Below are 25,896 nucleotides of genomic sequence, written 5' to 3'. Positions count from 1 at the left end.
GCGGCTGTGGTTCTGACCGGGGAATCCCCCGACCCCCCGAGTCCTCTCAGCGTACCCGCACACAAAATCTACGCGGGTAGATATCCACCCGCCGCCGGACTCTCCACCGATCTCCGTCGATATCGCGCCGGGAGTCCACACGGAAAAATCCAGGAAAAAACTCGCCCTCACCATTGCCGCCGGACACGCTGATGTAATTGGCTGGGCTTCACAATGCGAGGCAGTTCGCTGTACAAAGGAATAGAGCGACAGGGCGTATTGCCCCTAAACAGCCGGAAGGCCGGTATCACCGCACGTCAGCCATGTTTCAGAAGCACGGGCCGACGGAGCGGGTGCCGCATGAAAGGACCGATATCCGTGGCGCAGCGCGTAGTGGTCACGCTCTCCGACGACATCGACGGCGGAGAAGCGGCGGAAACGGTCTCGTTCGGCCTCGACGGGAAGTCGTACGAGATCGACCTCAATCCCGCCAATGCAAAGAAACTACGCAAGGCCCTGGCCCCGTACCTGGAGGCGGGCCGGCGGCAGACCCATGCCGGCAGGAACCGTAAGTCGTACCGGCACACGGCCCTCGCGCCCGACCCGGCGGCCGTACGCGCCTGGGCGCTCTCGCACCGGATGGAGGTGCCGGCCCGCGGCCGGATCCCCAAGCGGGTCTACGAGGCGTTCCGCGAGGCGAGTTGAGACACCGGCCGCCGACGCGGCCGGACGGGCACGCCGGGGAACGGAGTTGCACTGCACCCCCAGCGATCGGCTAGAGTCTGGAGCACGCCGAAGGGCAAGGCCGAAAAGCCGAACCTGACGCAGCGTGCGGGTGTAGTTCAGTAGTAGAACGCCCCCTTTCCAAGGGGGAGGCGCAGTGTGCGATTCCTGTCACCCGCTCTGCATCACATCGAAGGTTGTTGTTGATGGACGATGCACTGCGGACGTAGCTCAGTTGGTAGAGCGCAACCTTGCCAAGGTTGAGGTCGCCAGTTCGAACCTGGTCGTCCGCTCCGTATCGAAGGTCCCGGTCACTTGTTGGCCGGGACCTTCGTCGTACGCGACACCGGGCGGGCCCCTTCTCGCTCTCGATCCGTGCACCGATGACATTTGTCATGAGCACCGATGACAGCGCGCACTGCTCCCGGGACCGATCCGCCGGAAACCTTGAGGGCATGACACGAACTCGGGGAATCCACAGCACGAGCACAGCGCATTCGGACGGGAACGTCATCGAAGTGGACCGGCTCCGGCGCACGTATGCCGGCGGGTTCCAGGCGGTGAACGAGATCTCCTTCACCGTCGGGGAGGGGGAGCTGTTCGCGCTGCTCGGTACGAACGGCGCGGGCAAGACCTCCACCGTCGAGATGCTGGAAGGCCTCACCCGCCCCAGCGGCGGGACGGTACGGGTCTTCGGGCGGGACCCGTACACGGACAGGGCGCGGGTACGGCCGCGGACCGGGGTGATGCTCCAGGAGGGCGGCTTTCCGAGCGATCTGACGGTCAAGGAGACCGTACAGATGTGGGGAGGCTGCACGAGCGGCGCACGGCCCGCCGGCGAGGCGCTGGAGCTCGTGGGGATGACCAAGCGCGCCGACGTGCGGGTCAAGCAGCTCTCCGGCGGTGAGAAGCGGCGCCTGGACCTGGCGCTCGCGCTGCTCGGGCAGCCCGAGGTGCTGTTCCTGGACGAGCCGACGACCGGCCTGGACGCCGAGGGGCGGCGGGACACCTGGGAGCTGGTGCGGCAGCTGCGCGACGGCGGCACGACCGTCCTGCTGACCACGCACTACCTGGAGGAGGCCGAGGGCCTCGCGGACCGGCTGGCGATCATGCACGCGGGCCGGATCGTGGTCTCGGGCACACCGGCGGAGGTGACGGCGACCAGGCCGGCCCGGATCCGGTTCAGGCTGCCCGTGGGGGTGGAGCCGGGGCATCTGCCACTCACGCTGCGCGCGGCGGCGGACGGCCGGCAGATCAGCATCCGTACCCAGGAACTCCAGCGGGATCTCGGTGAACTGCTCCGCTGGGCCGGGGAGTTCGGCGTACACCTGGAGGCGCTCGACGCCCGCTCGGCCTCGCTCGAAGAGGCGTTCCTGGACATCGCGGCACAGCGCACCGGGGCCGCGGCTGCCGGTACGGGCATGAACGGCACGGGCAGCACGGGAGAGGCGGCAGCGGCATGAGCACGGCACTCGCACAGAACCGGGAGACGGCCGCCGAGGGCGGGACGACGACCATGGCGGGACGGCTGGGGGCGCTCGCGCGGGCCGAGATGACCATGCTCGTACGCAACAGGACGATGCTCTTCATGGCCCTGTTCATGCCGGTCTTCCTGATCCTCTCGACCAAGGCCTCGCTGAAGAACGTCGATCTGAGCGGGACCGGGCTGAACATCACGGAGGTCGCGCTGACGGGCGGCATCGGCATGGTGCTACTCATGGTCGTCTATATGAACCTCACCTCCGCCTACACCGCCCGGCGCGAGGAACTGGTGCTCAAGCGGCTCCGTACGGGCGAGGTCTCCGACCAGGAGATCCTGGCCGGGACCGCGCTGCCCGCCGCGTCGCTGGCGCTCGCGCAGTGCGTCGTGCTGGTCGTCGCCGGGGTCGCGGTCCTGGACGTGAGCGCTCCGCAGCGGCCCGAGCTGCTGGTCCTGGGGGTGCTGGCGGGCATCGGGCTGATGGCGGCGCTGGCCGCCGCTTCGGCGTCGTTCACCCGTACCGTGGAGAGCGCGCAGATCACCACTCTGCCGATGCTGCTGATCTCGGCGATGGGATCGGGACTGTTCGTGCCGCTGGAGGCGCTGCCGGACAACGTCGCCTCGGTCTGCGAGCTGCTGCCGATGACCGGGCTCGTGACCCTGGTGCGGGCCGGCTGGCTGGGCGGCGCTTCGGGCGGCGACCTGCTGACGGCGGGACTGAATACCCTGGTCTGGACGGTGCTGGCGGTGTTCGCTGTCAGGCAGTGGTTCCGCTGGGAGCCGCGGCGCTGAGCGCCACGAGGACACGGACACCAGAGCCGACACCAGCACCGACACGGACGAGAGCCCGGGAGGGACCACATGGCGAGGACGCGGGCGACGGGCTCATGGGCCGGGAAGAGCAAGCCGGCCAAGGTCGAGATCTACACCCGCTGGTCCTTCCACTCCTTCGCGCTGATCGAGGTGGGAGTCCTCGCACTGCCCCTCCTGAGCGCCGACTCCCCGGCCGGCGGCTGGTTCCTGCTGCTGGTCTGCGCCCACGCGCTCGCGGCCGCCGCCACCACTTCGTACGCCCTGTCCTGGGCGCTCGGCAGGCAGGCCAGGCCGGTCCGGCTCATGACCGCGACGGCCGTGCTCACGGCCGTCGGCATCGTGGCGGCGATGAGCGTGTTCCCCCGGGAACCGAACGTGGACGAGGCCCAGTCCGTCGCCTATCTGCTCGTCACGTTCGCCTGCTTCGGCGTCGGGGCGCTGGCCGTCGGCGTGCGCCGAGTGCGGAGCATGCTGCTGATGGTGCTGGCCACGCTGGTCCTCGTGGCGGTGGCCGGTCTGGTGTTCCGAGTGGGGTTCGCCGCCGTCCTGGGGAATGTGATGGGGGTGCTGCTGGCCTCGCTGGCACTGGTCTTCGCCTGCGGCTTCTCCGTCTGGCTGGCCAAGTCCGTGTGGGAGCTGGACAGCGCCAGGGAGCTCCAGGCGCGGCTCGCCGTCGCAGAGGAGCGGCTGCGGTTCGGCCGTGACATGCACGACGTCATGGGCCGCAATCTGGCGGTGATCGCGCTCAAGAGCGAACTCGCGCTGCAACTGGCGCGGCGCGGCGGTACGGAGCAGGCGGCCGAGCAGATGGCCGAGGTGCAGCGGATAGCGCGGGAGTCGCAGCGCGAGGTGCGGGCCGTCGTACGGGGATACCGGGAAGTGGATCTGCACACCGAACTGGAAGGCGCACGGGGCGTGTTGGAGGCCGCCGGCATCGGTTTCGAGCTGGACCTGGAGGGGGCGGCCGGAGCCGTCTCGGGCGGCGTCGGAGAGCTGCCCGGCGGGCTCGACGGCGGGCTGACTCCCGAGGTGCGCTCCGCCCTCGGGTGGGTGGTCCGGGAGGCCGCCACGAACGTGCTGCGGCACGGGGACGCGCGGCACTGCACGGTACGGCTGACGGTACGAGAAGGGGGCGACGCGGTGCTGGTCGTGGAGAACGACGGGCTGCCCGAGCAGGGAGTCCTGGTCCGGGTGGGTTCGGGTGGCACACCCAGGACGGCCGGGGCCGGGCTGGCAGGGCTGCGCGAGCGGCTGGCCACGCTGGGTGGCACGCTCGACGCGGGCCCGGTGGCCGGTGCGCGCTTCCGGCTCACCGCCCGGGTGCCGCTGCCGGCGCCGTCCGCTTCGTCCGCGCCGTCCGGGGACGCGACCGCCGCCGAGCCGGTGGCGCACCGTCCCGTATCCGACGAGGTGACCGCGTGAACAGCGGCGGACAAGACAGCGCCGGACAAGAGCAGCCCGGCGCGACGCCGGACGCTCCCGTACGTGTCCTCCTCGCCGACGACGAGCATCTGATCCGGGGCGCCTTCGCCGCGCTCCTCGGTCTGGAGGACGATCTGACCGTCGTCGCCGAGGCCGCCTCCGGGCCCGAGGCGCTGGCGATGGCGCTCGCGCACCGCCCGGACGTCGCCGTGCTCGATCTCCAGATGCCGGGCGCCGACGGTGTGAAGGTCGCCACATCACTCCGTACCGAACTGCCCAGCTGCCGCACGATGATCGTCACCAGCCACGGTCGGCCCGGTCATCTCAAGCGGGCCCTCGCGGCGGGCGTACGCGGCTTCGTACCGAAGACCGTCAGCGCCCTCCAGCTCGCCGAGATCATCCGCACCGTGCACGCGGGAAACCGGCATGTGGACCCCGAGTTGGCCGCCGACGCGATCTCGGCCGGGGACTCGCCTCTGACCGTGCGCGAGGCCGAGGTACTTGAGCTGGCCGCCGACGGGGCGCCGATCGCCGACATCGCGGCGTGGGCCTCGCTGTCACAGGGCACCGTACGGAACTATCTGTCGTCCGCCGCGTCCAAACTGGGGGCTTCGAGTCGGCATACGGCGGTGCGTCTCGCCCGCGAGCGAGGTTGGGTATAGTGGGTGACGCGCCACGGCGCATGCGGACGTAGCTCAGTTGGTAGAGCGCAACCTTGCCAAGGTTGAGGTCGCCAGTTCGAACCTGGTCGTCCGCTCAGTCACAAGAACCCCCGGCCGGATCACCGGCCGGGGGTTCTTCTTCGTCCCGGTGTTCGTAGTGTCCGCCGTCTGCTACCAGCGGGTGCCGGTGAGGAGTTCGTACGCCTCCAGATACTTGGCACGCGTCGCGTCCACGACCTCACCCGGCAGCTCCGGCGGCGGCTGCTCGCTCGCGCGGTCCCAGCCGGAGGCGGACGAGGTCAGCCAGTCACGTACGTACTGCTTGTCGTACGACGGCTGCGCGTGCCCCGGCTCCCAGCTCGCCGCCGGCCAGAAGCGCGAGGAGTCCGGGGTCAGCACCTCGTCGGCGAGCACCAGCCGGTCGTCGGCGTCGAAGCCGAACTCGAACTTCGTGTCGGCGAGGATGATGCCCCGGTCGCGGGCGATGTCCCGGGCGCGGCCGTAGACGTCGAGCGTCGTACGGCGCAGCAGCGCCGCGGTCTCCGCGCCGACCTGGCGGGCGACCTCCTCGTACGACACGTTCTCGTCGTGGTCGCCGACGGCGGCCTTCGTAGCGGGCGTGAAGATCGGCGCCGGCAGCTCGGAGCCGTCGACCAGGCCCTCGGGGAGGGCGAGTCCGCAGACGGTGCGGGTCTGCTCGTACTCGGTGAGGCCGGAGCCGGTGAGATAGCCGCGGGCGACGCACTCGACCGGGGTCATCCGCAGCGAGCGGCAGATCAGGGTGCGGCCCGCCCAGTCGGCGGGGGCGCCGTCCGGGAGGTCGGTGGAGACGACATGGTTGGGCGCGAGATCGGTGAGCCGGTCGAACCACCAGAGCGAGAGCTGGGTCAACACCCGGCCCTTGTCGGGGATTTCGGTGGGCAGGACCCAGTCGTAGGCGGAAATGCGGTCGCTGGCGACCATCACGAGATCGCCCGCCCCGTTCCGGTACAGGTCGCGCACCTTGCCGGTGTGCAGATGCACCAGACCCGGGACCTGAAGCGGCTCGGGCTTCTCTACGAATCCGGACACGGTTCCTCGTTCCTCGCCGTGGGAGTTTCCGGTTCCGATTGTCCCGTACGGGTTCGGGGCGGGGGCCGCGGGGCGTCGGTTCGTACTCAGTCGCGCTTGCAGATGCGGTCGAGGAGATTCGCCGTCGCCCGCTGGACGCGCGCGTCGACATGGCCGGGGCGGTCCAGCGCGGGCGACCAGGCGAAGGTCCCGGAGGCGAAGACGAGGGCGCCGGAGGGGGCCCGGTAGAGCGAAGTCTCCTGGTGGCGAAGGGCGTTGCCGCTGTCCCGGTACGGCGAGTGGGCCAGCAGCATCCGCTCGTCGTGCTCGGGCAGCGCCGTACGGGGGAAGTAGCGGTCGGCCTCACCTGCGACGAGGCCGGGGATCTCGTCGCCCTCAAAGGCGCCGGTGGCGTCCCAGAACCAGTGCTCCGCGTTCCGTACGACCATCGGGTGCGGCTCGGGGACCCGCCCCACGTACTGGATCCCGAGCAGCTGCTGCTCGGGTCTGTCGACCTCCCGCCAGAGGGCGGGGCGGCCGGGGCCGTGGCGCTTGCGGCAGGTGAGGAGGCGGCCGGGGACGCCGGAGGGGGACGGGCCCAGCTCGATCTGCCAGTACATGGTGTTGGCGGAGAGGAAGACCAGGGACGTGCCGTGCTCGCGCGCCCGCTCGACGGTGCGGCGCATCGGAAGCGACCAGTACTCGTCGTGGCCGGGGAAGACCAGCCCCCGGTAGCGGGTCGGGTCGATCAGGCCGGCGTGCAGGTCGCGGGCGTCGGCGTAGGCGATGTCGTAGCCGTAACGCTCGGCCCAGCGGATGAAGTCGTAGGCGTGGCCGACATGGATGGGCAGGCCGGCGCCCGCGTACGGGCGGTCGAAGGAGACGGTGATCGCCGCGTCCTCCTCGCCGAGGAGCCGGCCCTGTTCGTCCCAGGCGTGGTAGAGGCTGGCGCCGAGACGGCCGTCCTCCGGGTAGAGGTTGTACGCCTGCCAGGTGATGTCGGGGAGCAGGAGGAGCAGGTCGGCGGGGTGGGTGTCGCGGACCGTGAAGGGGATGTGGGAGCGGTAGCCGTCGGTGGTGGTGAGGACGGCGACGTACGCGCCTAGCGACCAATACGACGGGATCTGGAGGCGCCAGGAGAGCCACCAGTGGTGGCACGAGACGGTGCGCTCGGCGGCGAGCGGGGCCGGCTGGACGATCCCGGAGAGGCGGGGGCTCGTGGTGATCTTGCGGGCGCCCTCGCCGCCGTAGTGCCCGATCCGGTAGACGTCCACGGAGAACGGCTGGGGCGGATCGACGGTGATGTGGAAGTCGATCGACTCGCCGGGCGCGGCGGCGCCGGTGGAGGAGAAGCCCTTGATCTGGCGGTGGACGTCGTCTGCGGTGCGGGGGCCGGCGCGGTCGCGCCCGAGAGCCGATTCCGCGTACCAGGGGACGACCTGGCCCGTGTCGTCGAAGTAGGTCTCGCTGCCGCGCAGCCAGGGCACCGGTCCCTGGCCGAAGGGGTCGGAGACTGCGTGGGCGAGCGCGCCCGACTCCCACCGTCGGATGTGATCGGCGCACATTGGCGCGCCCCTCCCTGGATGCCCCGTGCAGGTGTTGATGGTTGATCGACTGCCGCCGGATGGGCCGCTGTTGGGCGGTCCGCGTCGGCGCCGGTCCCCAGCACATCACATAACGCACGCGCTCCGTCACCGTTCGTTGTGAATGGAACTGACCGGAAGTGGATGGAAGCGGTGCGCCGGGTGTGCGCCGGAGCGGGCGAGGGGCCTCCCGTGGGCTCACGCTCGGACTGTTTGGCCTGTTTCGCCGGTCGGGCGGTGACCGGCCTCACACCAGACGGACCGGCTTCTCCGCCCGTACGCCCGTCGCCGCCAGCCACTGTCGCAGCGGCTCGCCGTCGCCGTCCTCCACCAGGCTCAGCACTCCGCCCGCCAGATCCGTGCGGCGCCTGCCGTCCATCAGGAGAGCCGGGCCGTCGAGCCAGTCGAGCCCCGGGGCCGCGCCCGCCGTGTCGACGGCGGCGCAGCAGACCATCGCTGTGACGTGGTCGGCGAGCAGCTCACGGCCCGTACGCGGCGGCATGAGCGGGAACAGCGGCAGCGGGTCCGACCCGCGGAGCGCCAGGGCGTCGCCCGTGGCTTCGGCGGCCTGAGGCGCGCTCGGCGCCTGCGGCACGGCCTCGGCCTCCTCGCGCGCCACCTCGGCGCTGATCGCGGCGGCCAGGATGTCGCCCGCCTCCTCGCCCTGTCCGGCGAGATGGTCCATGACCCGGTCCAGCGTGGGTCCGGGCACGGCGGCGTCGGCCGTGGGATCGCCCGGCCGCACGGGGCTGCGTACGCCCATGCCGTCCAGGACGCGGTGCAGCCTCGCCGCTTCCGTACGCCACTTACGGTCCACGACCTCTTCCGGATACTGCTGCCAGTCGACCGGGGACCAGTCGGGGCCCGAGGCGGCCGGGCCCCCGTGGAAGAGGCGCGCGGCCAGCAGGGACGCGGCCTCGTCGACCATGCCGGGCTCTTCGAGCAGATCGCAGGCGGGGCGCTCGCCGAGCCGGGAGGCGAAGCCCTCGGCCAGCCGGTCGCGCCGCGAGAGCTCGGTCAGCGCCGATACGACTCCGGCGTCGAGCCGGGACGGCCAGCGGCCCATCCGCCAGGCGGGCAGGGCGACGCGGGTCAGCAGCCGGTCCCAGCCCGCGTAGGCGAGGCCGACCTGCTCCTGGGCGACGATCCGCAGGCCGTAGTCCACACTCTGCGCACGCTCGGACGCGGCGGACGCGACACCGCGCTCCATCAGGGCGGCGTGCTCGGCGCACGCGCGCAGCATCAGGCAGGCGACGCCGCCGACGACGGCGAGAGCAGCCCGGCGTATCAGCCCCAGGTCCTCGCGGGCCGCGAGGGCCACCGCGGCGTCCAGGCCCCGTACGAAGCGGCGGGCGGCGGCTATGTCCGGTTGCGACGCGGGGCCCGTACCGGCCACGACCGGGGCCAGCACGGCGCGCAGCTCGGCGACGCGCATCCACCAGAGGAAGGGGGAGCCGATCACGAGGACGGGTGCGGCTGGTGCGGAGGGCGCGGCGCGGCGACCGGCGGCGGGGGTGCCGTGGGTGCCTGCCGAGGTGCCCGGGGTGTGTGGTGCGGCGTGTGGGTCGTGCGGGCCGCCCGACGCGTCGGCGAGGGCGTGCGCGGGGTGCGTACGGTCCTCCAGCCAGCTGTCGCAGTCCGGTGTCAGCGCTATGGACGAGGGCGCGGGCACGTCGAGCCGCTCGGCCAGCTCCCGCACCAGGCGGTACAGGTCCGGGGCCGAGCTCTCGGCGATCTCCACGGTGGGGCTGAGTGCGGGTCTGGCCCTGGCGATCACCGCCGCGACGGCCGCCGCGCACAGCAGCACGACGACGGCGACACCGCTCACGATCCAGCGCGCGGCATCCCAACTCCCGCCGGTCAGACGGCCGGTGGCATCGGCCGCGAGCAGGACGACCGCTGCGGCCGTGGGCAGCAGAGCGATGCCCGCCGCTCTGCCGCGCACGCGCAGCACGGCGAGAGCCCGGACCCTGGCGCCCTGCGCGCCGATCTCCTCAACGACACCTGAACCGGACACGTCCGGATCTCACCCCCTCTGCCTGCACAACGGCGGATTTGCTCACTCCCCCACTGTGGCACCCGCCACTGACATCGCAATGCCGGTGGGCCAAGTGCCCGAATGCATGCGCCGCACCATAGTTGGGGCCCCGGCGGGGGTCATTCGGATGGGTTAACCGTCACTCGATGGAATGGCTTTGGTCAAAGGTGCTGACGTGGCCAATGTTCTTTGATGTGACGTCCGGGACGTGGCGGAGATGCGGTGAACGGGGCGTGAAAAGGCCCCGTCCGATCGGTTCGGACGGGGCCGGGGCCGGTTTCGGGCCCTTGGATGCCGCGTGCTGAAGGGCCGGTTCAGGCTTCGGCGGCCTCGCGGGCGATGTCCGTACGGTGCTGCGAGCCGTCCAGCCGGATGCGGTCGACGGCCGCGTACGCGCGCTTCCGCGCCTGCGCGAGATCCTTGCCGGTCGCTGTGACGGACAGCACACGGCCGCCGGCGCTGAGGACCGTGCCGCCGTCGTCGGCCAGCCGGGTCCCGGCGTGCAGGACGTACGCGTGCGGCGCATCCTGCGCGACGACGTCGGCCAGACCCTCGATCGGGTCGCCGGTACGCGGCGTACCGGGGTAGTTGTGCGAGGCCACAACGACCGTGACCGCCGCGTCGTCGCGCCAGACCAGGGCCGGCTGGTCGGCGAGCCTGCCCTCGGCGGCGGCGAGCAGGACACCGGCGAGCGGGGTCCTCAGCCGGGCCAGGACCACCTGCGTCTCGGGGTCACCGAAGCGGGCGTTGAACTCGATGACCCGCACACCGCGGCTGGTGATCGCCAGCCCCGCGTACAGCAGCCCGGAGAAGGGCGTGCCACGGCGGCGCAGCTCGTCCACGGTCGGCTGGAGGACCGTCTCCAGGACCTCGTCGACCAGCTTGGGGTCGGCCCACGGGAGCGGTGAATACGCGCCCATGCCACCGGTGTTGGGGCCTTCGTCACCGTCGAGCGCGCGCTTGAAGTCCTGGGCGGGGCGCAACGGGACCACCGTACGGCCGTCGGTGACGGCGAAGAGCGAGACCTCGGGGCCGTCGAGGAACTCCTCGATGACGACGCGGTCGCAGGCGAGCGCGTGCGCGCGGGCGGTGGCGAGGTCGTCGGTCACGACGACGCCCTTGCCGGCCGCGAGACCGTCGTCCTTGACGACGAAGGGGGCGCCGAAGGCGTCGAGGGCCTTGTCGATCTCTTCCGGGGTGGTGCAGACGTAGCTGCGCCCGGTGGGCACGCTCGCCGCCGCCATCACGGCCTTGGCGAAGGCCTTGGAACCCTCCAGCCGCGCGGCCTCGGCCGACGGGCCGAAGCAGGCGATCCCGGCGTCCCGTACGGCGTCGGCGACCCCGGCCACGAGCGGCGCCTCGGGTCCGACGACGACGAGCCCGGCCTCCAGCTCGGTGGCGAGGCGGGCGACGGCGGCACCGTCCATGACGTCGACCGCGTGCAGCTCGGCGACTTCGGCGATGCCGGCGTTGCCGGGCGCGCAGTGCAGAGCGGTGACGTCGGGATCGAGGGACAGAGAGCGGCACAGGGCGTGTTCGCGGGCACCGCCGCCGATGACAAGGACCTTCACGGGGGGCAGCCTAGCGCTGCCGCGGATGTCGTTCCCGACGGGACCAGGGTCTGTCGTTTGGATCAGGCCGGATCAGGGAGCGGGGGCTGGTGCGTGCGGTCGCAAGGCGGAGGAGGGAGACATGGCGACCGACGACAACGCGGCGAACGTGCGTGCCAGCCCCCGCGAGCCCGGCAAAATCCGAACGACAGACCCTAGTCGTTCGGGTACTCCTCGACGACGGTGGCACCGAGCTCGCGGACGATCAGGTCGTGGCCGGAGAGCGCGGAGTCGACGAGGTCAGCGTCGTCCTCTTCAGGAGTGTCGTCCTCGGGGGCGACGTGGTGAGGGGGCGGCGCGGCGGGAGCGTCCGACGGGCGGCGCTGCTCGGGCGGCGTACGGCCGGGGGCGGGTGCGGGCGGCTCAGGTCGCTGGGAGGGCGCGGGGGCGGGGTTCGGGGAGGACTGGGCGGGCGGCTGGGGCCGCTGGGAGGGGGCGGGGGCGGGCGGTCTGGAGCCGCCGCCTCCGTCCCCGCCGCTGTAGCCGCCGGGGGCACCGCCGCCACCGCCTCCGTAGCCGCCTCCGCCGCCGTAACTTCCGCCGCCGCCGGGGCTGTTGCCGCCACCGCCGCCGGACGCGGGCGGCTGCGGGGTGCCGCCCGAGGGATCGATGATCGCCTCGATCTTCCACTGCACGTGGAACTGCTCGGAGAGCGCCTGCTTGAGCACTTCCTCGCTGCCGCTGCCCGCGAAGTTGTCGCGGGCGCCCGCGTTGAGGAAGCCGATCTGGAGGGTCGTGCCGTCGAAGCCCGCGACCTGCGCGTTCTGACTGAGCAGGATCCAGGTGAAGCGACGGCGGTTCTTCACGGCCTCCAGGATGTCCGGCCACATGTTCCGCACCTGCCCGGCGCCCTGGGTCATGACGGGACCGCCGCCCTGGGCGGCCGGACCGGCGGGCTCCGGCGCGGGCGGGGCAGGGGCCTGTTCGGCGGGACCCGGCCCGCGACCGGGGGCGGAGGCCGTGGGCCAGCCGCCGGGCTTGCGGGGGGCCTCCGAGGCGGGGGCCGCCGCGCCGGGCCAGGCGCCGGGGCGGTTGCCGCTCGGGGGCGCGGGGTCGGCGGCGGGCGCGGGTGGGGCCGGGGGCGCGGGTGGGGCCGCGGGTGCGGGCGCGGGCGCCGGGCTTGGCGTACCCCCACCGCCCTGTCCGGCGGCGCGCGGCGCCCCATGGGCCTCGGGCCCGGGGACGTACCCCATGGCGGGCGCGGGCCCCCCGGTCGAGAACGCCGCCGCGGACACCCCCCGCTCCAGCCGGTCGAGCCGCGTCTGTACGGACCGCTCGTCGTCGAAGGCGGCGGGCAACAGCACACGCGCGCAGATCAGTTCGAGCTGGAGCCTGGGCGAGGTGGCGCCCCGCATCTCGGTCAGCCCGGTGTTGACGAGATCGGCGGCCCGGCTCAGCTCGGCGGCCCCGAAGACCGACGCCTGGTCCTTCATCCGCTGGACCACGTCGTCGGGAGCGTCGATGAGCCCCTTCGTACCGGCGTCCGGAACGGCGGCCAGGATGACCAGGTCCCGCAGCCGCTCCAGCAGGTCGGCGACGAACCGCCTCGGGTCGTTGCCACCCTCGATCACCCGGTCCACGACCTCGAAGGCCGCCGCCCCGTCGCCCGCCGCGAAGGCGTCGATCGCCGAATCGAGCAGCGAACTGTCCGTGTATCCGAGCAGGGCCGTCGCCATCGCGTACGTCACGCCGTCCTCGGCGGCACCCGCGAGGAGCTGGTCCATCACGGACATCGAGTCCCGCACGGACCCGGCACCGGCACGCACGACGAGCGGCAGCACCCCCTCGGCGACCGGGATCCGCTCCTTGGCGCACACCTCGCCGAGATAGTCCCGCAGCGTCCCGGGCGGCACCAGCCGGAACGGATAGTGGTGCGTACGCGACCGGATCGTGCCGATGACCTTCTCCGGCTCGGTGGTCGCGAAGATGAACTTGAGATGCTCCGGCGGCTCCTCGACGACCTTCAGCAGCGCGTTGAAGCCCGCCGGGGTGACCATGTGCGCCTCGTCGATGATGTAGATCTTGTACCGGCTGCCGGCCGGCCCGAAGAACGCCTTCTCCCGGAGATCACGCGCGTCGTCCACACCACCGTGCGAAGCGGCGTCGATCTCGATGACATCGATCGACCCGGGCCCGGTCCTGGCCAGGTCCTGACAGGACTGGCAGACCCCGCAGGGGGTCGGCGTGGGCCCCTTCTCGCAGTTCAGACAGCGCGCGAGGATGCGCGCGCTGGTCGTCTTCCCACAGCCCCGCGGCCCGCTGAACAGGTACGCGTGATTGACCCGGTTGTTGCGCAGGGCCTGCTGCAGCGGGTCAGTGACATGCTCCTGCCCGATGACCTCGGCGAACGACTCGGGGCGGTAACGGCGGTACAGCGCTAGGGACGACACACCTACGACGATATCGGCCCGCTACGACATCCCACCCCCGCGAACGCGAACGCCCCCCACGCACCCGCCAGAGCCAACCTACCCTTGCTGCCTTCCGGCCCTGGGGGAGTTCAGTCAGATAGCGCCACGTGAGGGGCTGCGCCCACAGTACCCGATGCCCACCCCCGGGAACGAGTTCGCTAGCACCGCTCAACGTCTTGTATGGTTCGTCGCGGAGGATTCGCCTAGTGGCCTAGGGCGCACGCTTGGAAAGCGTGTTGGGGGCAACCCCTCACGAGTTCGAATCTCGTATCCTCCGCCATTGCTCTCACCGGGCAATAGTCGAAGGCCCGCCGTCGCTAGCGATGGCGGGCCTTCGACGTTCTCAGACCTCGTTGTCCTGGTTTTTGTCCACAGCGGGCATTTCCTGGGGGCCCCAGATCGCTTCGGCGATCTTCCGGGCCACGTCCTTGAGCATGGCGTCCGGCACGTGCAGGTACCGGGCACGCATGCTTGCGGAGGTGCCCGGCTCCCAGCCCATGATCTGGTCAATCACGCGGGTCGGGACCCCGAGCAGCATGAGCACGGTTGCGGCCGTGTGTCGCGCGTCGTGAAGGCGAGCGTCCCGAACTCCCGCGTCTTGTACCAGTCGGTAGTCCGTGATGGCGACCAGCGGGCCCGGAAGGGGCACGGCGCGTCGGCCGACGCGAGACTTGGTGTTCTTGGTCTCGCGCCGGACCTGCGCCTTGGCCGTGCAGTACCCCGCCTTCCGGCCGCACGGTGAGGCTTCCGGGCACCCATGCTCGTACCGGGGGCGCAGACGGTTGCGGCGCAGTTTCAGGTACTCGTTGCCCAAGTCGACGTCCGACCAGCGCAGTCCGAGCGCCAGGGCCAGCATCCAACGGGTGCTGTTCCGGCGCTTGTTGGCTTCGAGCAGGAGGCATTGAACCTCTTGCAGCCGAGATAGGCCACTGCTTCCGCGGCCTCGGGCTGCTCCGCGGAATCCAGGGAACGGGGCGCGGGCTCCATCTTCGGCGACGGCCCGAATAACCGAAGCGACTTCTTCGCAACGATGGTCCAGGCTGAGGCGCACACCAACAAAAGGGAGATCAGCCAAGGATTCGCTATCGGTCTGAACGCGCGATGACACCGACGACTTGTGGTCACTGAGGTCTGGAGCATCCCCAGGTCCACGCGAGGCGATGGACAACACGGCGATAGCCGTTCCGGCGACCGGTCGACCGTGTGCAAGTGATCTAGTTGGGCCGATAATTATCACTATCCAGGCATGAAGGCTACCGAATCAGCCGAATACGCCTGCGAGTAGAGCCACGAACGCCTCTGGCCGAGACGATGGGATGACATTGGGCACCTTCGACCGGACAGGGGAGGACATATGGGGAAGCAGGTCAAGTGCGGGTCGACCGACACCAAGACAGGCAAGGCTTGCCGGAAACCGGCGATGATCGGCTACTCCCGCTGCCAGATTCACCGAGGCAAGTGGACCCCGCCGCAAAAGAAGAAGACCAAGAAGCGCTGACGCAGACCGCCTTGGCGCCCGATCCGCCCCGCGCCACCACTGGACGGGGCCGTGGCCTTGGTGACAGGTCCAGTCGCGTTCGCCTCCGTCCAGACCGGGCTGGACCTCCGTGAACGTGGGGTCCCCGGCCACCCTTGTGGGGTGGCCGGGGAGTTTCCGCTCGGGCAACGGCGCTATTGAAACCGAGCGGGGTCTGTGGGCTTCGCGACGGCCGGCTTACGCCGTGGGCGGCAAGGCAGGCAGGGTGAGTGCCGAGTGGGCCGGGCGGGCCTTCGGGGTAGGGATGGCGCGGAGGCCGCGGAGCCTTTCGTTGCGCTGTTCCAGGGCTTCGGCCGTCGTCGGGAAGAGGGTGGCGCCGCCCTCGCCCACCAGGCCCTGGTTCAGGGTCACGAACTCGCGGGTGTCGTGTTCGTACGCGGCGAAGCCCGTGGCGTGGTCCCGGTCGGTCAGGGAAGCGGCGAGCATGTACGCGCCGACGAGGGCGAGGCTGGTGCCCTGGCCGGTGAGGAACGAGGGGGCATACGCCGAGTCGCCCACCAGCGCGACCCTGCCGCTGGACCAGCGGGGCATACGGATCTGGCTGACCGCGTCGAAGAACACGTCGTCCGCGTCATGCATGGCCGCCAGCATGCCCGGGACCTCCCATCCCGCGTCGGCGAACACGTCGGCGACCAGGGCCCGTTGGGCTTTCGGGTCCGGGAACGCCTCGAACGGCGACTGCGGCCGGGCGAAGTTGAGGAAGGCGTGCACGTCGTCGTGGTCCCCCACGGCGTAGAGCGCCGCGGCCCGGCCCGGGGTGTTCCACATCACCGTCTCGTGGGAGAGCCCGAAGGTGTTGCGCATGGTGAACACGGCGAAGCAGTAGCCGAGATACCGGTGGAACTGCTCCTCGGGGCCGAACACCATCTCCCTGGTACGTGAGTGCATACCGTCCGCGGCGAACACCATGTCGAACGTACGGCTGCCGCCCCCGTGGAAGGTGACATCCACCCCGTGATCGGAATGGACGAGGGCGTCGATGGAGTCGTTGAACAGGAACTCCACGTCGTCACGGACCGCCGTGTAGAGGGCGTCGGTCAGATCCCCGCGCCGCACCTCCAGGTCGTGTCCCTCGACACCGCCGGTGACGCTGTGCGGGTGGACCGAGGCGACCTGGCCGCCGTCCCCGCCGAGGAAGGTCAGCCGGCGCAGATCGATGTGCGCCTCCCGCAGTCGCGGCAGGACGCCCATCCTCCGGACGACCTCAAGTGCGGTGCCGCGTACGTCGATCGGGTAGCCACCGCTGCGAAGTGTGCCCGCCTTCTCGACGACGGTGACCTCGTATCCGTAACGGTTCAGCCAGTACGCGAGGGTGGGACCCGCGATGCTGGCCCCGGAGATCAGGACCTCGCGCCTCGGCGTGGTACGGGTCATTCCTTTACTCCTTTGTTCATGGTGCGGACGACAAGCAGGGACAGCGCCGTGAGGGCGCCGGCGATGACGAAGCCGGTGACGAAGGCCGATTCGGCAGGGACGTCCGACCCGGCGGGGGTCGCGGCGGTGAGGAGCGCACCGCTGAGCTGCACACCCACGGCGAAGCCGATCACGCGGGTCACCAGGACCAGGCTGGTGGCGATGCCGGTGTCGCTCTGGTCGACGGATGTGGCGGTGGTGGTCACCAGTGCCGTGACGCACAGACCGTTGGCGAGCGCGACCAGCGCCTTGCCGACGACGAGGTGCCAGCTCTCGGTGTGTACGGCTGCCATCGCGAGCAGGCCGAAGGCCATGATCACGACCCCGGCGATCACCACGGCACGCGAGCCGAACCGCCGCGCCCCGATCCCGCCGATCGGCCCGGCCAGTGACGCGGCCACGGCGCCGGGCAGCAGGAAGAAGCCGATCGCCGTGGCGCTGGCCCCGAATCCGTACTCGTCGGAGGGCACCGCGAACAGTTGCGGTACGAGATAGACCGCCGCCGAGGTACCGACGCATATGACGAAGGTCAGCACACATGACTTCCACACCGCGGGCCGCGCCAGCATGCGCAGATCGACCATCGGCGAGACCGCACGGCGCTCGACGGCTGTCCATCCGTACACGAAGGCGGCCAGGACCCCGAGGAGAGCAAGGAGCACCAGTGGCTGCGAGGCGATGTCGGGCGCCAGCGCGAGCACGAGCATGAGCGTCACCAGCGTTCCGCTCAGAAGCGCCAGGCCGGGCCAGTCGATCCCGCCGTCGTCCGAGCGGCCGGGCGGATCTTCCGGCATCAGCCTGCTCACCAGCACGGTGGACCCGATGACCGCGAACGTCGGCAGCGCGAACATCCAGTGCCGGGACAGCTGTTCCGCCACGGGCCCGGCCGACAGCGTTCCCGCCATCCCGCCACCCACGAACAGCCCGCTGACCACCCCGATGGCCACCTTCGACTCGCCCTCGGGGAGGTGTTTTCGCACCAGGATGAACGACAGGGGCAGCGCGCCCACCATCGCCCCCTGCAGCACCTGGCCGAGCAGCAGCACCGGCAGGTTCGGCGCCAGGGCGGAGACCAGACCGCCGGCGCAGACCACCGCCATCAGCCGGATCAGGACCCGTTTCCCGCCGTAGCGGTCGCCGAACTTGCCGGCGATCGGTGTGATCAGCGCGCCGGTGATGAGGAGCACGATGCTGAGCAGCGCCCCTTCGGCCGGGCTCATGTCCAGCTCGCGTTGCAGGAGCGGGAGCGTCGGCGTCACCACCGACTCCAGGGCACCGGTGGCGACCGCCAGCATGCCGAGGGCCCCGACAGCGGCCTTCCCGATGGGGACCGGGGGAGCCAGGGTTGTGGTCATATGCATCCTTTCCGTCATTGCTGGGGCAGAAGGGGTCTGCGGTACGCCTGGTGCTGCCTCCTTACGCGGGGGTACGCGGGAGTACGCGCCCTTACATGGGGGTATGCGCTCTGCCGCCCGCGCGGGCCTTCGACGGCACGGTCGCGGAACCGCCCGTCGGGGACGCTGTCGCGTGGCCGAGGACGGTCACGGCCAGCACGACGAACGCCGCCGACGCCACCGCGAGACCTTCGTTCACCTGGCACAGCGCCGTACCGGCGAGCGCTCCGGCGATGATGAGCGTGACGGCCGCGGCTCGGCGCCCTGCCCCTTGCCCGCGGGCGGCTCCCAGCCGGGAGTCCGCCGCGAGGCCGGTCAGCGTGGAGGTCACGACCACGGTGGTGACGTCCTTCACCGCCAGGTGGCGGGCCGTCGCCGCCTGCGCCCCCATCGCGAGGGCGAGCGCCGCCGCCATCGACGCGCGGGTACCGGGATCGCCCACCCCTGTCACGCCAAGGACGAGCGCCGTGGCGGCCAGGACCAGTCCGGCGCCGCCCAGCAGACCGTGCACCGGTGGGTCCAGCCCGGGGCGGCGGTGCGCAGCACCCGCCCGGCCACGGCCGCGCCGACGAGGAAGGACACCAGCGCGACGGACGGGCCGAGCACCGGCAGGTCCGTCCCGCCCGTGGCCGCCATCCCGAGGATGACCACGTTGCCGGTCATGTTGCCCGCGAACACCTGGTCAAGGCGCAGGTATCCGACGGCGTCGACCACGCCCGTCGCGAAGGTGAGGGCGAGCATCAGACCGAGCGGCGTCACCCGCCGTCGTACAAGACGACCGCTGCTACGGCCGCTTCTCCGACCGCCGGTGCGGGCGCCTCTCCAGGTGCCCGCCGCGGAGCCGTTCATCGTCCTGCCGCGTAACCCTGGGCACCGCGCGGATTCGCCGCCGCCCGGAGATCGCCGCTGTCCGGATCACGCGTGACGACCGACAGCCGGCCCTGGCTCCACGGTCCGGAGACGGTCACATCGTGGCCGCGTTCGCGCAGTTCGTGGATGACCGCCTCGTCCGCCCGTTCCTCGATCACCAGCCCGCCCGGCGTCCAGGTCCGCGGCCAGAACGAACTCGGCAGCGCGGTCGTGTGGAACGCGGGTGCGTCGATCGCCTCCTGCGGGTCCATCCCGAGAGCCAACGTGCGTATCAGATAGATCAGTTGCCACTGGTCCTGCTGATCGCCGCCCGGTGTGCCCAGCGCCGCCACGGGGCTGCCGTCGCGCAGCAGCAGGGTCGGCGTCAGAGTCGTACGAGGCCGCCGCCCCGGCGTCAGGCGCGACGGCGCGGCCGGGTCCAGCCAGGTCATCTGGAGCCGGGTGCCCAGTGCGAACCCGAGACCCGGCACGGTGGGCGAGGACTGGAGCCAACCCCCCGACGGTGTCGCGGAGATGATGTTCCCCCAGCGGTCGACCACGTCGATGTGGCAGGTGTCGCCGCGCGTCTCCCCGGTCTGCTGCACGGTGGGTTCGCCCACGCCGTCGGCCAGTACGGCGTGCTGACGGGTGACGAGCGGTGGTATGTACGGGCTGCCGCCGATGTCGCCGGGCCTGAACTCCCTTGACGCGACGGCGCTGATCAGACCGGCGCGCACCTTGCTGTACCGGGGGGACAGCAGTCGGCGTACGACGGCTTCCGCGTCCGCCGGATCCAGATGCCCGTAGTACGCCTCCCGGTCGGCCATGGCGAGCTTCAGGGCCTCGGTGATGGTGTGGATGCCGCCGGCGGTCGACGGATCGATCCGCTCGTCGTCGAAGTGGTCGAGCATGGTGAGGGCCTGGAGCAGCACGGGCCCCTGGGACCACAGGCCCGCCTTCGCCACCGTGATCCCCCGGAACTCCGCGGTGGCCGCGGGCTCCAGGGACGGCAGGAAGTCGGCGAAGTCGGCGGCGGTGATCACTCCGGCGTGGTCGCTGCCCGAGGAATGCCGATGCGGTACGGCCGCGGACTCGGCCACGGCCGCTGCCACGAACCCGGTGCGCCAGGCGCTTCGAGCGGAGTCGATCCGTGCGGTTCGCGTCCCGCCGGGACCCGCGGTGCCCACGGTGCCCGCGCTGCCCCCGGTGCCCGCCGCGCCCTCGCCGCTCAGCCGGCGCAGTGTGCGGGCGTAGGCGGGGTTGATGAGGGTGTCGTACGGCCGCGGGACCCGTCCCCCGGGCATCCACTGCGCGTACGACGTCGGCCAGTGCGTACGGAAGAGATCCTCGACCGTGCCGAGGACACGCGCCAGTTGGGGTACGACCGGAACTCCCCGCTCGGCGTAGTGGATCGCGTAGGCCAGGATGTCGGCGAGCTCCCACGTACCGAACTCGGCGAGCAGCCAGAGCCAGGAGTCGACGGCGCCAGGGACGGCGGCGGCGAGGGCACCCGCGCCCGGGACATGGTCGAGCCCCTCGCCCCGGAAGTGCTCGATCGTGGCTCCCCGTGGGGCGTGCCCCTGTCCCGCCAGCACGCGCGGTGAGGGGTCCCCGGCGGTGGCGAGTACGGCGACGAGATCGCCGCCCGGCCCGTTGAGGTGGGGCTCGGCCACGTGCAGTACGAAGGCGCCGGCGGTGGCCGCGTCGAAGGCGTTGCCACCCCGCTCCAGTACGGACTGGGCCGTCGCGGAGGCCAGCCAGTGCGTCGACGCGCACATGCCGAAGGATCCGCGCAGCGTGGGGCGCGAGGTGTGCGAGGGAGTGTCGTCGGTCGGTGACGGTTTCGGACCGGCCATGTCTGTCACATTCCGTTCGTATGGCAGGTGGTGGCTCTTGGTGCGTGGGGCTTACGGCGCGTCGTGCTTACGGCGCGTGGTGGGCGGCGTGGTGGGCGGCCAGGACATCGCCGCCGAAGTCGGTCTCCGGGTCCCGCCACACGGCGTGCGCGTGGTTGACGCCCCGGTGGATGTTGGTCCACTCGATGAGCAGTCGCGGGCCGTGCAGGCGGTAGTAGTGCGGTTCGCCCGCCGTGGTCGAGCCGGCCCAGCCGAGGTGCACGGCGGCCAGCGCCGCCGGGTCGTCGTAACGGGACAGCGGGGACACCCCGTCCGGTACGCGGTCGAGGTAGGTGCCGAGCAGGGCGCGCAGCAACTCCCGCTGCCCTGCGTCGAGTTCAGTGCCCGGTACGCCCTTGGGCGTCGGGGTGAGCGCCAGCGCCCGCCGGTTCGCACCGTCGAGGCCGGTGACCGGGTGCTCGGCGCGGTCCGGGATGTGCCCGCCGGGGCGCCAGAGTTCGGCGCGCTTCGGCACGCGGTCGTCGACACGGGGGCTGTTGCCCGACACGACGTCGTTCGGCGCGCGGGGCAGCAGCAGCGCGCGGGCGGCGGACTCGGGGCGCAGGGAGCGGACCAGCTCACGGGCCAGGTCCTCGGCCGTCCCCAGCGGGCGCAGCCTCTCGCCGCCCAACAGGGGAGACACGGCAGGGTCCGCGCCGATGAAGCACGGGGTGGTGGCGGCTACCCGCCCGTCCACCACAAGGTTGTTGAGCGAGACGTGGTGGCCGCCGAACCGCCATCCCCACGGCCGCGGTCCGCCAGGCTCACCGAAGACCCGCAGGTAGTACATGCTCGGGTCGCGGGTGCGCTCCCGCCCCCAGTTCACCGAGAAGCCCTCGACGTGGTCGAGCACGTTCTCCAGGCCGAGCACAGTGGCGACGGTGTTGTACCCGGCTCCGGACAGTCCGCTCGCGACCAGCCGCATCACCAACCGGTGCTGGGCGGCGCGCTGTTGATGGAACGTCAGGCCGCCATGGTCGGTGGGCGTGTAGTACCAGCTGGTGCGTTCGGCCTCGGCCGCGCCGTCGGCGCCCGGCGGCGGTCCGACGGCCACCGCGCGCTGGTCCGCGTCCAGGGAGTCCAGCCACGCGCGGGCCGCCTCGGCCATCCGGTTCGCGACCTCGCGGCGGGCGTCAGTCATGGCTGCGGGGCCGTGTCTGACGCGGCCCGACGCCGTAACGGGTGACATGTCGCAGGTGGGCGTACGCCGTGCCGCTCATGCCGCTTTCACTCCCAGGTACTCGCGCACCCAGCGGGCGATCGTGTCCGCGAACTCCACCGCTATCCCGTGTCGCCCGCCCTCGATAGAACGCAGTTCGGCGTTCGGAATCCGCTCCTCCATCAGGACGGCGCCGGCGTAGGGCGCCAGCCGGTCCGCCGTGCCGTGCACCACCAGGGTGGGTGCCGCGATCCGCTCAAGGCGGTCCCGGATCTCGTGCTGTCGGGCGACAGCGTGCCGACGGGCGCTCTGCTCGGGATCACGGGCGGTGAGCGTCTGGGGCCGGGCGTGCAGTTCGGCCTGGTTCCCGGCTGTGAAGAAGAAGTCCGCGACCGCGTTCCGCCGCTGGTCGTGGGTCATGTTCAGGAGCTCGTCGACCGCCTCGCCGCCCATCGCGTAGCTCGGCGTGGTGGCGACCAGGATCAGCGACGCGACCCGTTCGGGATGCCGGAGCGCGGCGTGCTGTGCGACGGCGCCGCCGAAGGAGGTGCCCAGCAGATGCGCGCGCCGGAGCCCCAACGCGTCCAGCAGGGCGACGAGGTCGTCGGCGAGGACCTCCAGCGAGTACGGGACCGGCGGGTTCACGGTGATCCCCGAATCGCGTTGATCGTAGGAGATCGCCCGTATCCCCGCGCCGAGCCGCGAGCGGAGCGTCGCGAACTGGGTGCGGTCGCTTTCGCCGCCATGGACGAGCACGAGCGGCACACCCTCACCGCTGTCGATGAACCCGACGACGAGCTCACCCGCTCGTACGGTCGAACTGGCCGATTTGGCTGATTCGGCTGATTCACGCTCTACCTTTTGCGTTGCCACCGTGACCTCCTTGTCGAGGTGGTACGTAGACACTCCTACAATTCGAGAGGAGCGTATCACTTAATGCCTGCACCGGATCAGGTGAGGAGCGCCCGTTTTCACTGGGTCCCGTTTGTCAGATCCCGGGGACCGGGGCGGACTGAGGTGGGTTGAGGTGGGCTGAAGGTGCCCTTGGAAAGCGGGGCAAAGGGCATGGCCGAGCCATGCCGACCGACCGCGAAGCGGCCGGCGTACGTGAAGCGTTCCCGCGCCGGCCCTGGGGAGTGTCCGGCAGGCTCCGGCAGCGGGCCGGTCAGCCTGCCCGCGCCCACCCGCGCAGCGCGCCGCGGTAGGCCTCGGACAGCCGGGTGATGACCTCCCGGCGGGACAGACCTGTCTCCTGCAACAGGTCCTGGATCTCCCGTGGATCGAAGATCATGTTGCTGAGGAACAGGGCGTATTCAAGCATCTCGGCCGGGAGGCCGAGGTCGTCGAGCAGTCCCCGCACCGGCTCGGTCCAGCCGTCCCGCAGGGCGGTGATGATCTCGTTCCCGTTGTGGAGCCGTTCCAGGTAGCCCCGTCGCGATCGAAGCCGCACCAACGCCGGGCCGTGCTCGGCGAGAAGGTCGACCCATTTGTCCACGACGGCGTCGAACAGCGGTCGCCCCTGCGCGGTCGACTCCTCGCTGAAGTCGCGGAGTTCCTCGACGACGCTGAGCACATAGGCCGCGAGTACGTCGTCCATCGAGGAGTAGTAGCGGTACGCGGTGGCCGGGCCGATCTCCGCGCGGGACGCGACCGCCTGCATGGTGAGCTGGTCGGGCGACTCCCGGGCGAGCTCGCCGACGGCCTCAAGGAGGCGCCGGCGGTTGCGGCGGGTGTCGCTGCGCAGCTTGCGCCCCCCGCGTGGGTCGGCCTGCTGATCGGTCACGGGCCTCCCCCGCCTCATCGAAGTGCAGGCAAAGGGTATCGCCTCCCAAGTGAGGTGCGTTCGACCACTTCGGCGTATGCGGTACGCGGTACGCACGCCCGGCCTCATCCGGATCTCGCGACGCCGAGGTGTCGGACGATACGGGCCAGCCCCGTCCGCAGGTCGTCCTCGGAGGCCGCGAACGAGATCCGGATGTGCCCCTCGCCCGAGGGGCCGTACTCGGCGCCGGCCCTGACCATCACCTTCCGCTCGGCGAGTTCGCGGGCGACCGTCTCGGAGTCCCGGCCGGCGTCGTAGCGGAGAAACCCGTAGAACGCTCCCTCCGGCGGAACGAGGTGCAGGCCGGGGACGCCCGACAGCTGCTCGACCACCAGCTCGCGGCGCCGCCGGTAACTGTCGACCATCGCGTCCACGACGCTGTCCGGCAGATCGAGGGCGGCGAGGGCCGCGTACTGGACCGCCGTGTTCAGCGAGCCGTTGAGGGTCCGGTGCACATGGGCCGCCGCGTCCACCACCTCGCGCGGCCCGGTCAGACAGCCCACCCGCCAGCCGGTCATCGCGTACGTCTTGGAGAACGTCTGCACGTATACGGTCCGGTCCCGCAGCGATGCGACCTCCAGCGCCGAGGTGAACGCGTGCCCCGGGTAGACCAGCCGGTGGTACGCCTCGTCGCTGACGACCAGGACGCCGGAGCCGTCGAGTAGTTCTCCGAGGGCCTTGAGCTCCTGCTCGCTGTGCACGATGCCGGTCGGGTTCGACGGATTGGAGAAGATCATCATCGTGGCGCCGGGAAGCGCGGCGGCCAGCGCGTCGAGGTCCCAGTGCAGGTCCGGGGCGAGCGGGACGAAGTCCACCTCACCCCCGGCGAGGACGACCAGGTCCGCGTAGAGCGAGTAGGCGGGCTCGGGTATGACCACGCGGTCGCCGGGGCCGACCGTCGCGAGCACGACCGCCGCCAGCGCGGCGGTGGCGCCGTGGGTGACCACGACGTCGTCCGCGGTCCAGGTCCGGCCGGGGTGCGCCGGCAGCCCGGAGGCGAGCGCGGCGCGCAGCTCCCGCAGGCCCTTCTGGTCGGCGTAGTGGGTGTGCTCGTCGCGCAGGGCCGCCGCGGCGGCCTCGATCACCGGCGGCGGTGTCGGGAAGTCCGGCTCACCCATGGCGAGGGAGACGGCTCCCGGCAGGGCCGGGGCGAGGGCCGGGCGCCGCGAGAGGCGACGTAGTTCCTCAACCCGGAAGGCGGGCGACATCGCGGTCATCGGGCCACCGCCGCCGCCTGGTCGGGGCGCGCGGCGAGGATGCGCTGCCGTAGCAGCTCCTCCTTCTCGACAATCCCGCCGACCGCGTCGAGGACCTCCGTCACGCGGCGGCGCGGGACGACGACAACGCCGTCGGCGTCACCGACGAGCACATCACCCGCCGCCACCACGACGCCGCCGACCGCCACCGGGGATCCGATGGAGCCGGGCCCGTTCTTGAACGGACCGGCGGGGGTGATCGCCCGCGCGTAGACGGCCAGGCCCATCTCGGACAGCGCCTGAACGTCGCGGATGGCGCCGTCGACCACCGCGCCGGTGACCCCGGCGTTCACCATGATCTCGCCGATGAGGTCGCCGACCAGCGCGCGGGTCATGTCCCCATGTCCGTTGACGACCAGGACGTCGCCCGGCCGGGCTTCGTCGAGCGCCCGGTGGATGGCGAGGTTGTCACCCGACCGCACGTTCACCGTGAGGGCGTTCCCCAGCAGTGTGGCGTGCCCGGTGAACAGCCTGATGCCGCCGTCCATGACGGTCATCCGCTCCAGCGCGTCGCCGACGTTGGCGGCCGGCACCTCCGCCAGCCGGCGGATCTCCGCCGCCGCTGTGCGGTCCCAGCTCGGAGCGATGGACACGCTGTCCGTTGCCTCAGCGATGAACACGATGACACTCCATTCTTAAATAAGGTGTCTCTCTCAGATAAGACCATAGCCTTCGAGGCGTCCGGCCACAATGAGTCGAGCCGCCGGGCCGCTCGACGGGCCCGGAGAGAGCCGGTGATGAGCGAGATCCAGCCAGACGAGGGTTTACGGGCGGGGAGCCGACGGGCGGCCGGCCACCGC

20 protein-coding genes, 4 tRNA genes, 1 other RNA gene and 1 pseudogene are annotated in these 25,896 nt (G+C 71.3%); 9 read left to right on the top strand and 17 right to left on the bottom strand.

Going from position 1 to position 25,896, the window contains the following annotated elements; all coding sequences use genetic code 11:
- Positions 1–357: 357 nt before the first annotated feature.
- From ACFWV8_RS21065 to ACFWV8_RS21030, 8 genes are all read left to right on the top strand, one after another.
- The gene (locus ACFWV8_RS21065; RefSeq protein WP_329385565.1) at positions 358–684 is read left to right on the top strand and encodes an Lsr2 family protein; all 327 of its coding nucleotides are present in this window, start codon (positions 358–360) and stop codon (positions 682–684) included.
- A gap of 126 nt (positions 685–810) precedes the next feature.
- A tRNA-Gly gene (locus ACFWV8_RS21060) sits at positions 811–882 on the top strand.
- Positions 883–922: 40 nt separating this feature from the next.
- Positions 923–995 (top strand) — tRNA-Gly (locus ACFWV8_RS21055).
- Between the two features lie 162 nt (positions 996–1,157).
- On the top strand, positions 1,158–2,165 hold the full coding sequence (locus ACFWV8_RS21050; RefSeq protein WP_384204171.1) for an ABC transporter ATP-binding protein: 1,008 nt from the start codon (positions 1,158–1,160) through the stop codon (positions 2,163–2,165).
- On the top strand, positions 2,162–2,974 hold the full coding sequence (locus ACFWV8_RS21045) for an ABC transporter permease (protein ID WP_384204169.1): 813 nt from the start codon (positions 2,162–2,164) through the stop codon (positions 2,972–2,974). The genes ACFWV8_RS21050 and ACFWV8_RS21045 overlap by 4 nt, the downstream gene beginning before the upstream one ends.
- A gap of 69 nt (positions 2,975–3,043) precedes the next feature.
- Complete coding sequence (locus ACFWV8_RS21040; RefSeq protein WP_384204166.1) at positions 3,044–4,417, top strand: sensor histidine kinase; 1,374 nt, start codon at positions 3,044–3,046, stop codon at positions 4,415–4,417.
- A complete protein-coding gene (locus ACFWV8_RS21035; RefSeq protein ID WP_384204163.1) occupies positions 4,414–5,079 on the top strand; it encodes a response regulator in 666 nt (221 codons plus the stop codon). Before ACFWV8_RS21040 ends, ACFWV8_RS21035 begins: the two co-directional genes overlap by 4 nt.
- A gap of 22 nt (positions 5,080–5,101) precedes the next feature.
- Positions 5,102–5,174 (top strand) — tRNA-Gly (locus ACFWV8_RS21030).
- A 76-nt stretch (positions 5,175–5,250) separates the two neighbouring features.
- On the opposite strand, the gene ACFWV8_RS21025 is transcribed toward ACFWV8_RS21030, so the two are convergent.
- The 6 genes from ACFWV8_RS21025 to ffs form a co-directional block, all read right to left on the bottom strand.
- The gene (locus ACFWV8_RS21025; RefSeq protein WP_384204160.1) at positions 5,251–6,150 is read right to left on the bottom strand and encodes a phosphoribosylaminoimidazolesuccinocarboxamide synthase; all 900 of its coding nucleotides are present in this window, start codon (positions 6,148–6,150) and stop codon (positions 5,251–5,253) included.
- An 86-nt stretch (positions 6,151–6,236) separates the two neighbouring features.
- Complete coding sequence (locus ACFWV8_RS21020) at positions 6,237–7,694, bottom strand: N,N-dimethylformamidase beta subunit family domain-containing protein (RefSeq protein WP_384204158.1); 1,458 nt, start codon at positions 7,692–7,694, stop codon at positions 6,237–6,239.
- Positions 7,695–7,959: 265 nt separating this feature from the next.
- Complete coding sequence (locus tag ACFWV8_RS21015; RefSeq protein WP_384204155.1) at positions 7,960–9,729, bottom strand: hypothetical protein; 1,770 nt, start codon at positions 9,727–9,729, stop codon at positions 7,960–7,962.
- Between the two features lie 335 nt (positions 9,730–10,064).
- Positions 10,065–11,321 carry a phosphoribosylamine--glycine ligase gene (purD, locus tag ACFWV8_RS21010; RefSeq protein WP_384204152.1) on the bottom strand — a complete coding sequence of 419 codons (1,257 nt, stop codon included), beginning with the start codon at positions 11,319–11,321 and terminating at the stop codon, positions 10,065–10,067.
- A gap of 194 nt (positions 11,322–11,515) precedes the next feature.
- Positions 11,516–13,750 (bottom strand): DNA polymerase III subunit gamma and tau, encoded by a 2,235-nt coding sequence (locus ACFWV8_RS21005; protein WP_384204149.1) that lies wholly within the window; start codon positions 13,748–13,750, stop codon positions 11,516–11,518.
- Between the two features lie 42 nt (positions 13,751–13,792).
- Positions 13,793–13,891: signal recognition particle sRNA small type (gene ffs / locus ACFWV8_RS21000), an RNA gene on the bottom strand.
- Between the two features lie 72 nt (positions 13,892–13,963).
- On the opposite strand from ffs, the gene ACFWV8_RS20995 reads away from it, so the two are divergent.
- Positions 13,964–14,051, top strand: a tRNA-Ser gene (locus ACFWV8_RS20995).
- A gap of 63 nt (positions 14,052–14,114) precedes the next feature.
- Here ACFWV8_RS20995 and ACFWV8_RS20990 read toward each other — a convergent pair.
- The 11 genes and pseudogenes from ACFWV8_RS20990 to ACFWV8_RS20940 all read right to left on the bottom strand — a co-directional run.
- Positions 14,115–14,687: pseudogene (locus tag ACFWV8_RS20990) on the bottom strand (tyrosine-type recombinase/integrase); the annotation flags it as partial.
- A 798-nt stretch (positions 14,688–15,485) separates the two neighbouring features.
- Positions 15,486–16,682, bottom strand: a complete 1,197-nt coding sequence (locus ACFWV8_RS20985) for an FAD-dependent monooxygenase (protein WP_384204148.1) — start codon at positions 16,680–16,682, stop codon at positions 15,486–15,488.
- Positions 16,679–18,076, bottom strand: a complete 1,398-nt coding sequence (locus ACFWV8_RS20980; RefSeq protein ID WP_384204145.1) for an MFS transporter — start codon at positions 18,074–18,076, stop codon at positions 16,679–16,681. Before ACFWV8_RS20980 ends, ACFWV8_RS20985 begins: the two co-directional genes overlap by 4 nt.
- 91 nt (positions 18,077–18,167) lie before the next feature.
- A complete protein-coding gene (locus ACFWV8_RS20975; protein ID WP_384204142.1) occupies positions 18,168–18,626 on the bottom strand; it encodes a DUF1275 family protein in 459 nt (152 codons plus the stop codon).
- Positions 18,563–18,874 carry a YoaK family protein gene (locus ACFWV8_RS20970; RefSeq protein WP_384204139.1) on the bottom strand — a complete coding sequence of 104 codons (312 nt, stop codon included), beginning with the start codon at positions 18,872–18,874 and terminating at the stop codon, positions 18,563–18,565. Before ACFWV8_RS20970 ends, ACFWV8_RS20975 begins: the two co-directional genes overlap by 64 nt.
- Positions 18,875–18,960: 86 nt before the next feature.
- Positions 18,961–20,820 (bottom strand): gamma-glutamyltransferase family protein, encoded by a 1,860-nt coding sequence (locus ACFWV8_RS20965; RefSeq protein ID WP_384204136.1) that lies wholly within the window; start codon positions 20,818–20,820, stop codon positions 18,961–18,963.
- A 67-nt stretch (positions 20,821–20,887) separates the two neighbouring features.
- A complete protein-coding gene (locus ACFWV8_RS20960) occupies positions 20,888–22,000 on the bottom strand; it encodes a DUF3500 domain-containing protein (RefSeq protein WP_384204133.1) in 1,113 nt (370 codons plus the stop codon).
- 75 nt (positions 22,001–22,075) lie between these two features.
- Positions 22,076–22,891, bottom strand: a complete 816-nt coding sequence (locus tag ACFWV8_RS20955; RefSeq protein WP_384204131.1) for an alpha/beta fold hydrolase — start codon at positions 22,889–22,891, stop codon at positions 22,076–22,078.
- 292 nt (positions 22,892–23,183) lie between these two features.
- On the bottom strand, positions 23,184–23,801 hold the full coding sequence (locus ACFWV8_RS20950; RefSeq protein WP_384204128.1) for a TetR/AcrR family transcriptional regulator: 618 nt from the start codon (positions 23,799–23,801) through the stop codon (positions 23,184–23,186).
- Positions 23,802–23,905: 104 nt separating this feature from the next.
- Positions 23,906–25,057, bottom strand: a complete 1,152-nt coding sequence (locus ACFWV8_RS20945) for a pyridoxal phosphate-dependent aminotransferase (protein ID WP_384204125.1) — start codon at positions 25,055–25,057, stop codon at positions 23,906–23,908.
- A complete protein-coding gene (locus ACFWV8_RS20940; protein ID WP_384204123.1) occupies positions 25,054–25,716 on the bottom strand; it encodes an RraA family protein in 663 nt (220 codons plus the stop codon). Before ACFWV8_RS20940 ends, ACFWV8_RS20945 begins: the two co-directional genes overlap by 4 nt.
- Positions 25,717–25,896: the final 180 nt, after the last annotated feature.

Origin of the sequence: Streptomyces sp. NPDC058665, assembly GCF_042714995.1 — a bacterium.
Classification (GTDB): domain Bacteria; phylum Actinomycetota; class Actinomycetes; order Streptomycetales; family Streptomycetaceae; genus Streptomyces.
This window is presented reverse-complemented; position numbering and strand designations above follow the sequence as displayed.

What these genes read in the sequence shown, in the direction of transcription:
- ACFWV8_RS21045 (WP_384204169.1), top strand. Translation starts at nt 2,162, where the DNA reads ATGAGCACGGCACTCGCACAGAACCGGGAGACGGCCGCCGAGGGCGGG.
- ACFWV8_RS20945 (WP_384204125.1), bottom strand. Translation starts at nt 25,057, where the DNA reads ATGACCGCGATGTCGCCCGCCTTCCGGGTTGAGGAACTACGTCGCCTC.
- ACFWV8_RS21050 (WP_384204171.1), top strand. Translation starts at nt 1,158, where the DNA reads ATGACACGAACTCGGGGAATCCACAGCACGAGCACAGCGCATTCGGAC.
- ACFWV8_RS20985 (WP_384204148.1), bottom strand. Translation starts at nt 16,682, where the DNA reads ATGACCCGTACCACGCCGAGGCGCGAGGTCCTGATCTCCGGGGCCAGC.
- ACFWV8_RS20965 (WP_384204136.1), bottom strand. Translation starts at nt 20,820, where the DNA reads ATGGCCGGTCCGAAACCGTCACCGACCGACGACACTCCCTCGCACACC.
- ACFWV8_RS21040 (WP_384204166.1), top strand. Translation starts at nt 3,044, where the DNA reads ATGGCGAGGACGCGGGCGACGGGCTCATGGGCCGGGAAGAGCAAGCCG.
- ACFWV8_RS21020 (WP_384204158.1), bottom strand. Translation starts at nt 7,694, where the DNA reads ATGTGCGCCGATCACATCCGACGGTGGGAGTCGGGCGCGCTCGCCCAC.
- ACFWV8_RS20980 (WP_384204145.1), bottom strand. Translation starts at nt 18,076, where the DNA reads ATGACCACAACCCTGGCTCCCCCGGTCCCCATCGGGAAGGCCGCTGTC.
- ACFWV8_RS20960 (WP_384204133.1), bottom strand. Translation starts at nt 22,000, where the DNA reads ATGACTGACGCCCGCCGCGAGGTCGCGAACCGGATGGCCGAGGCGGCC.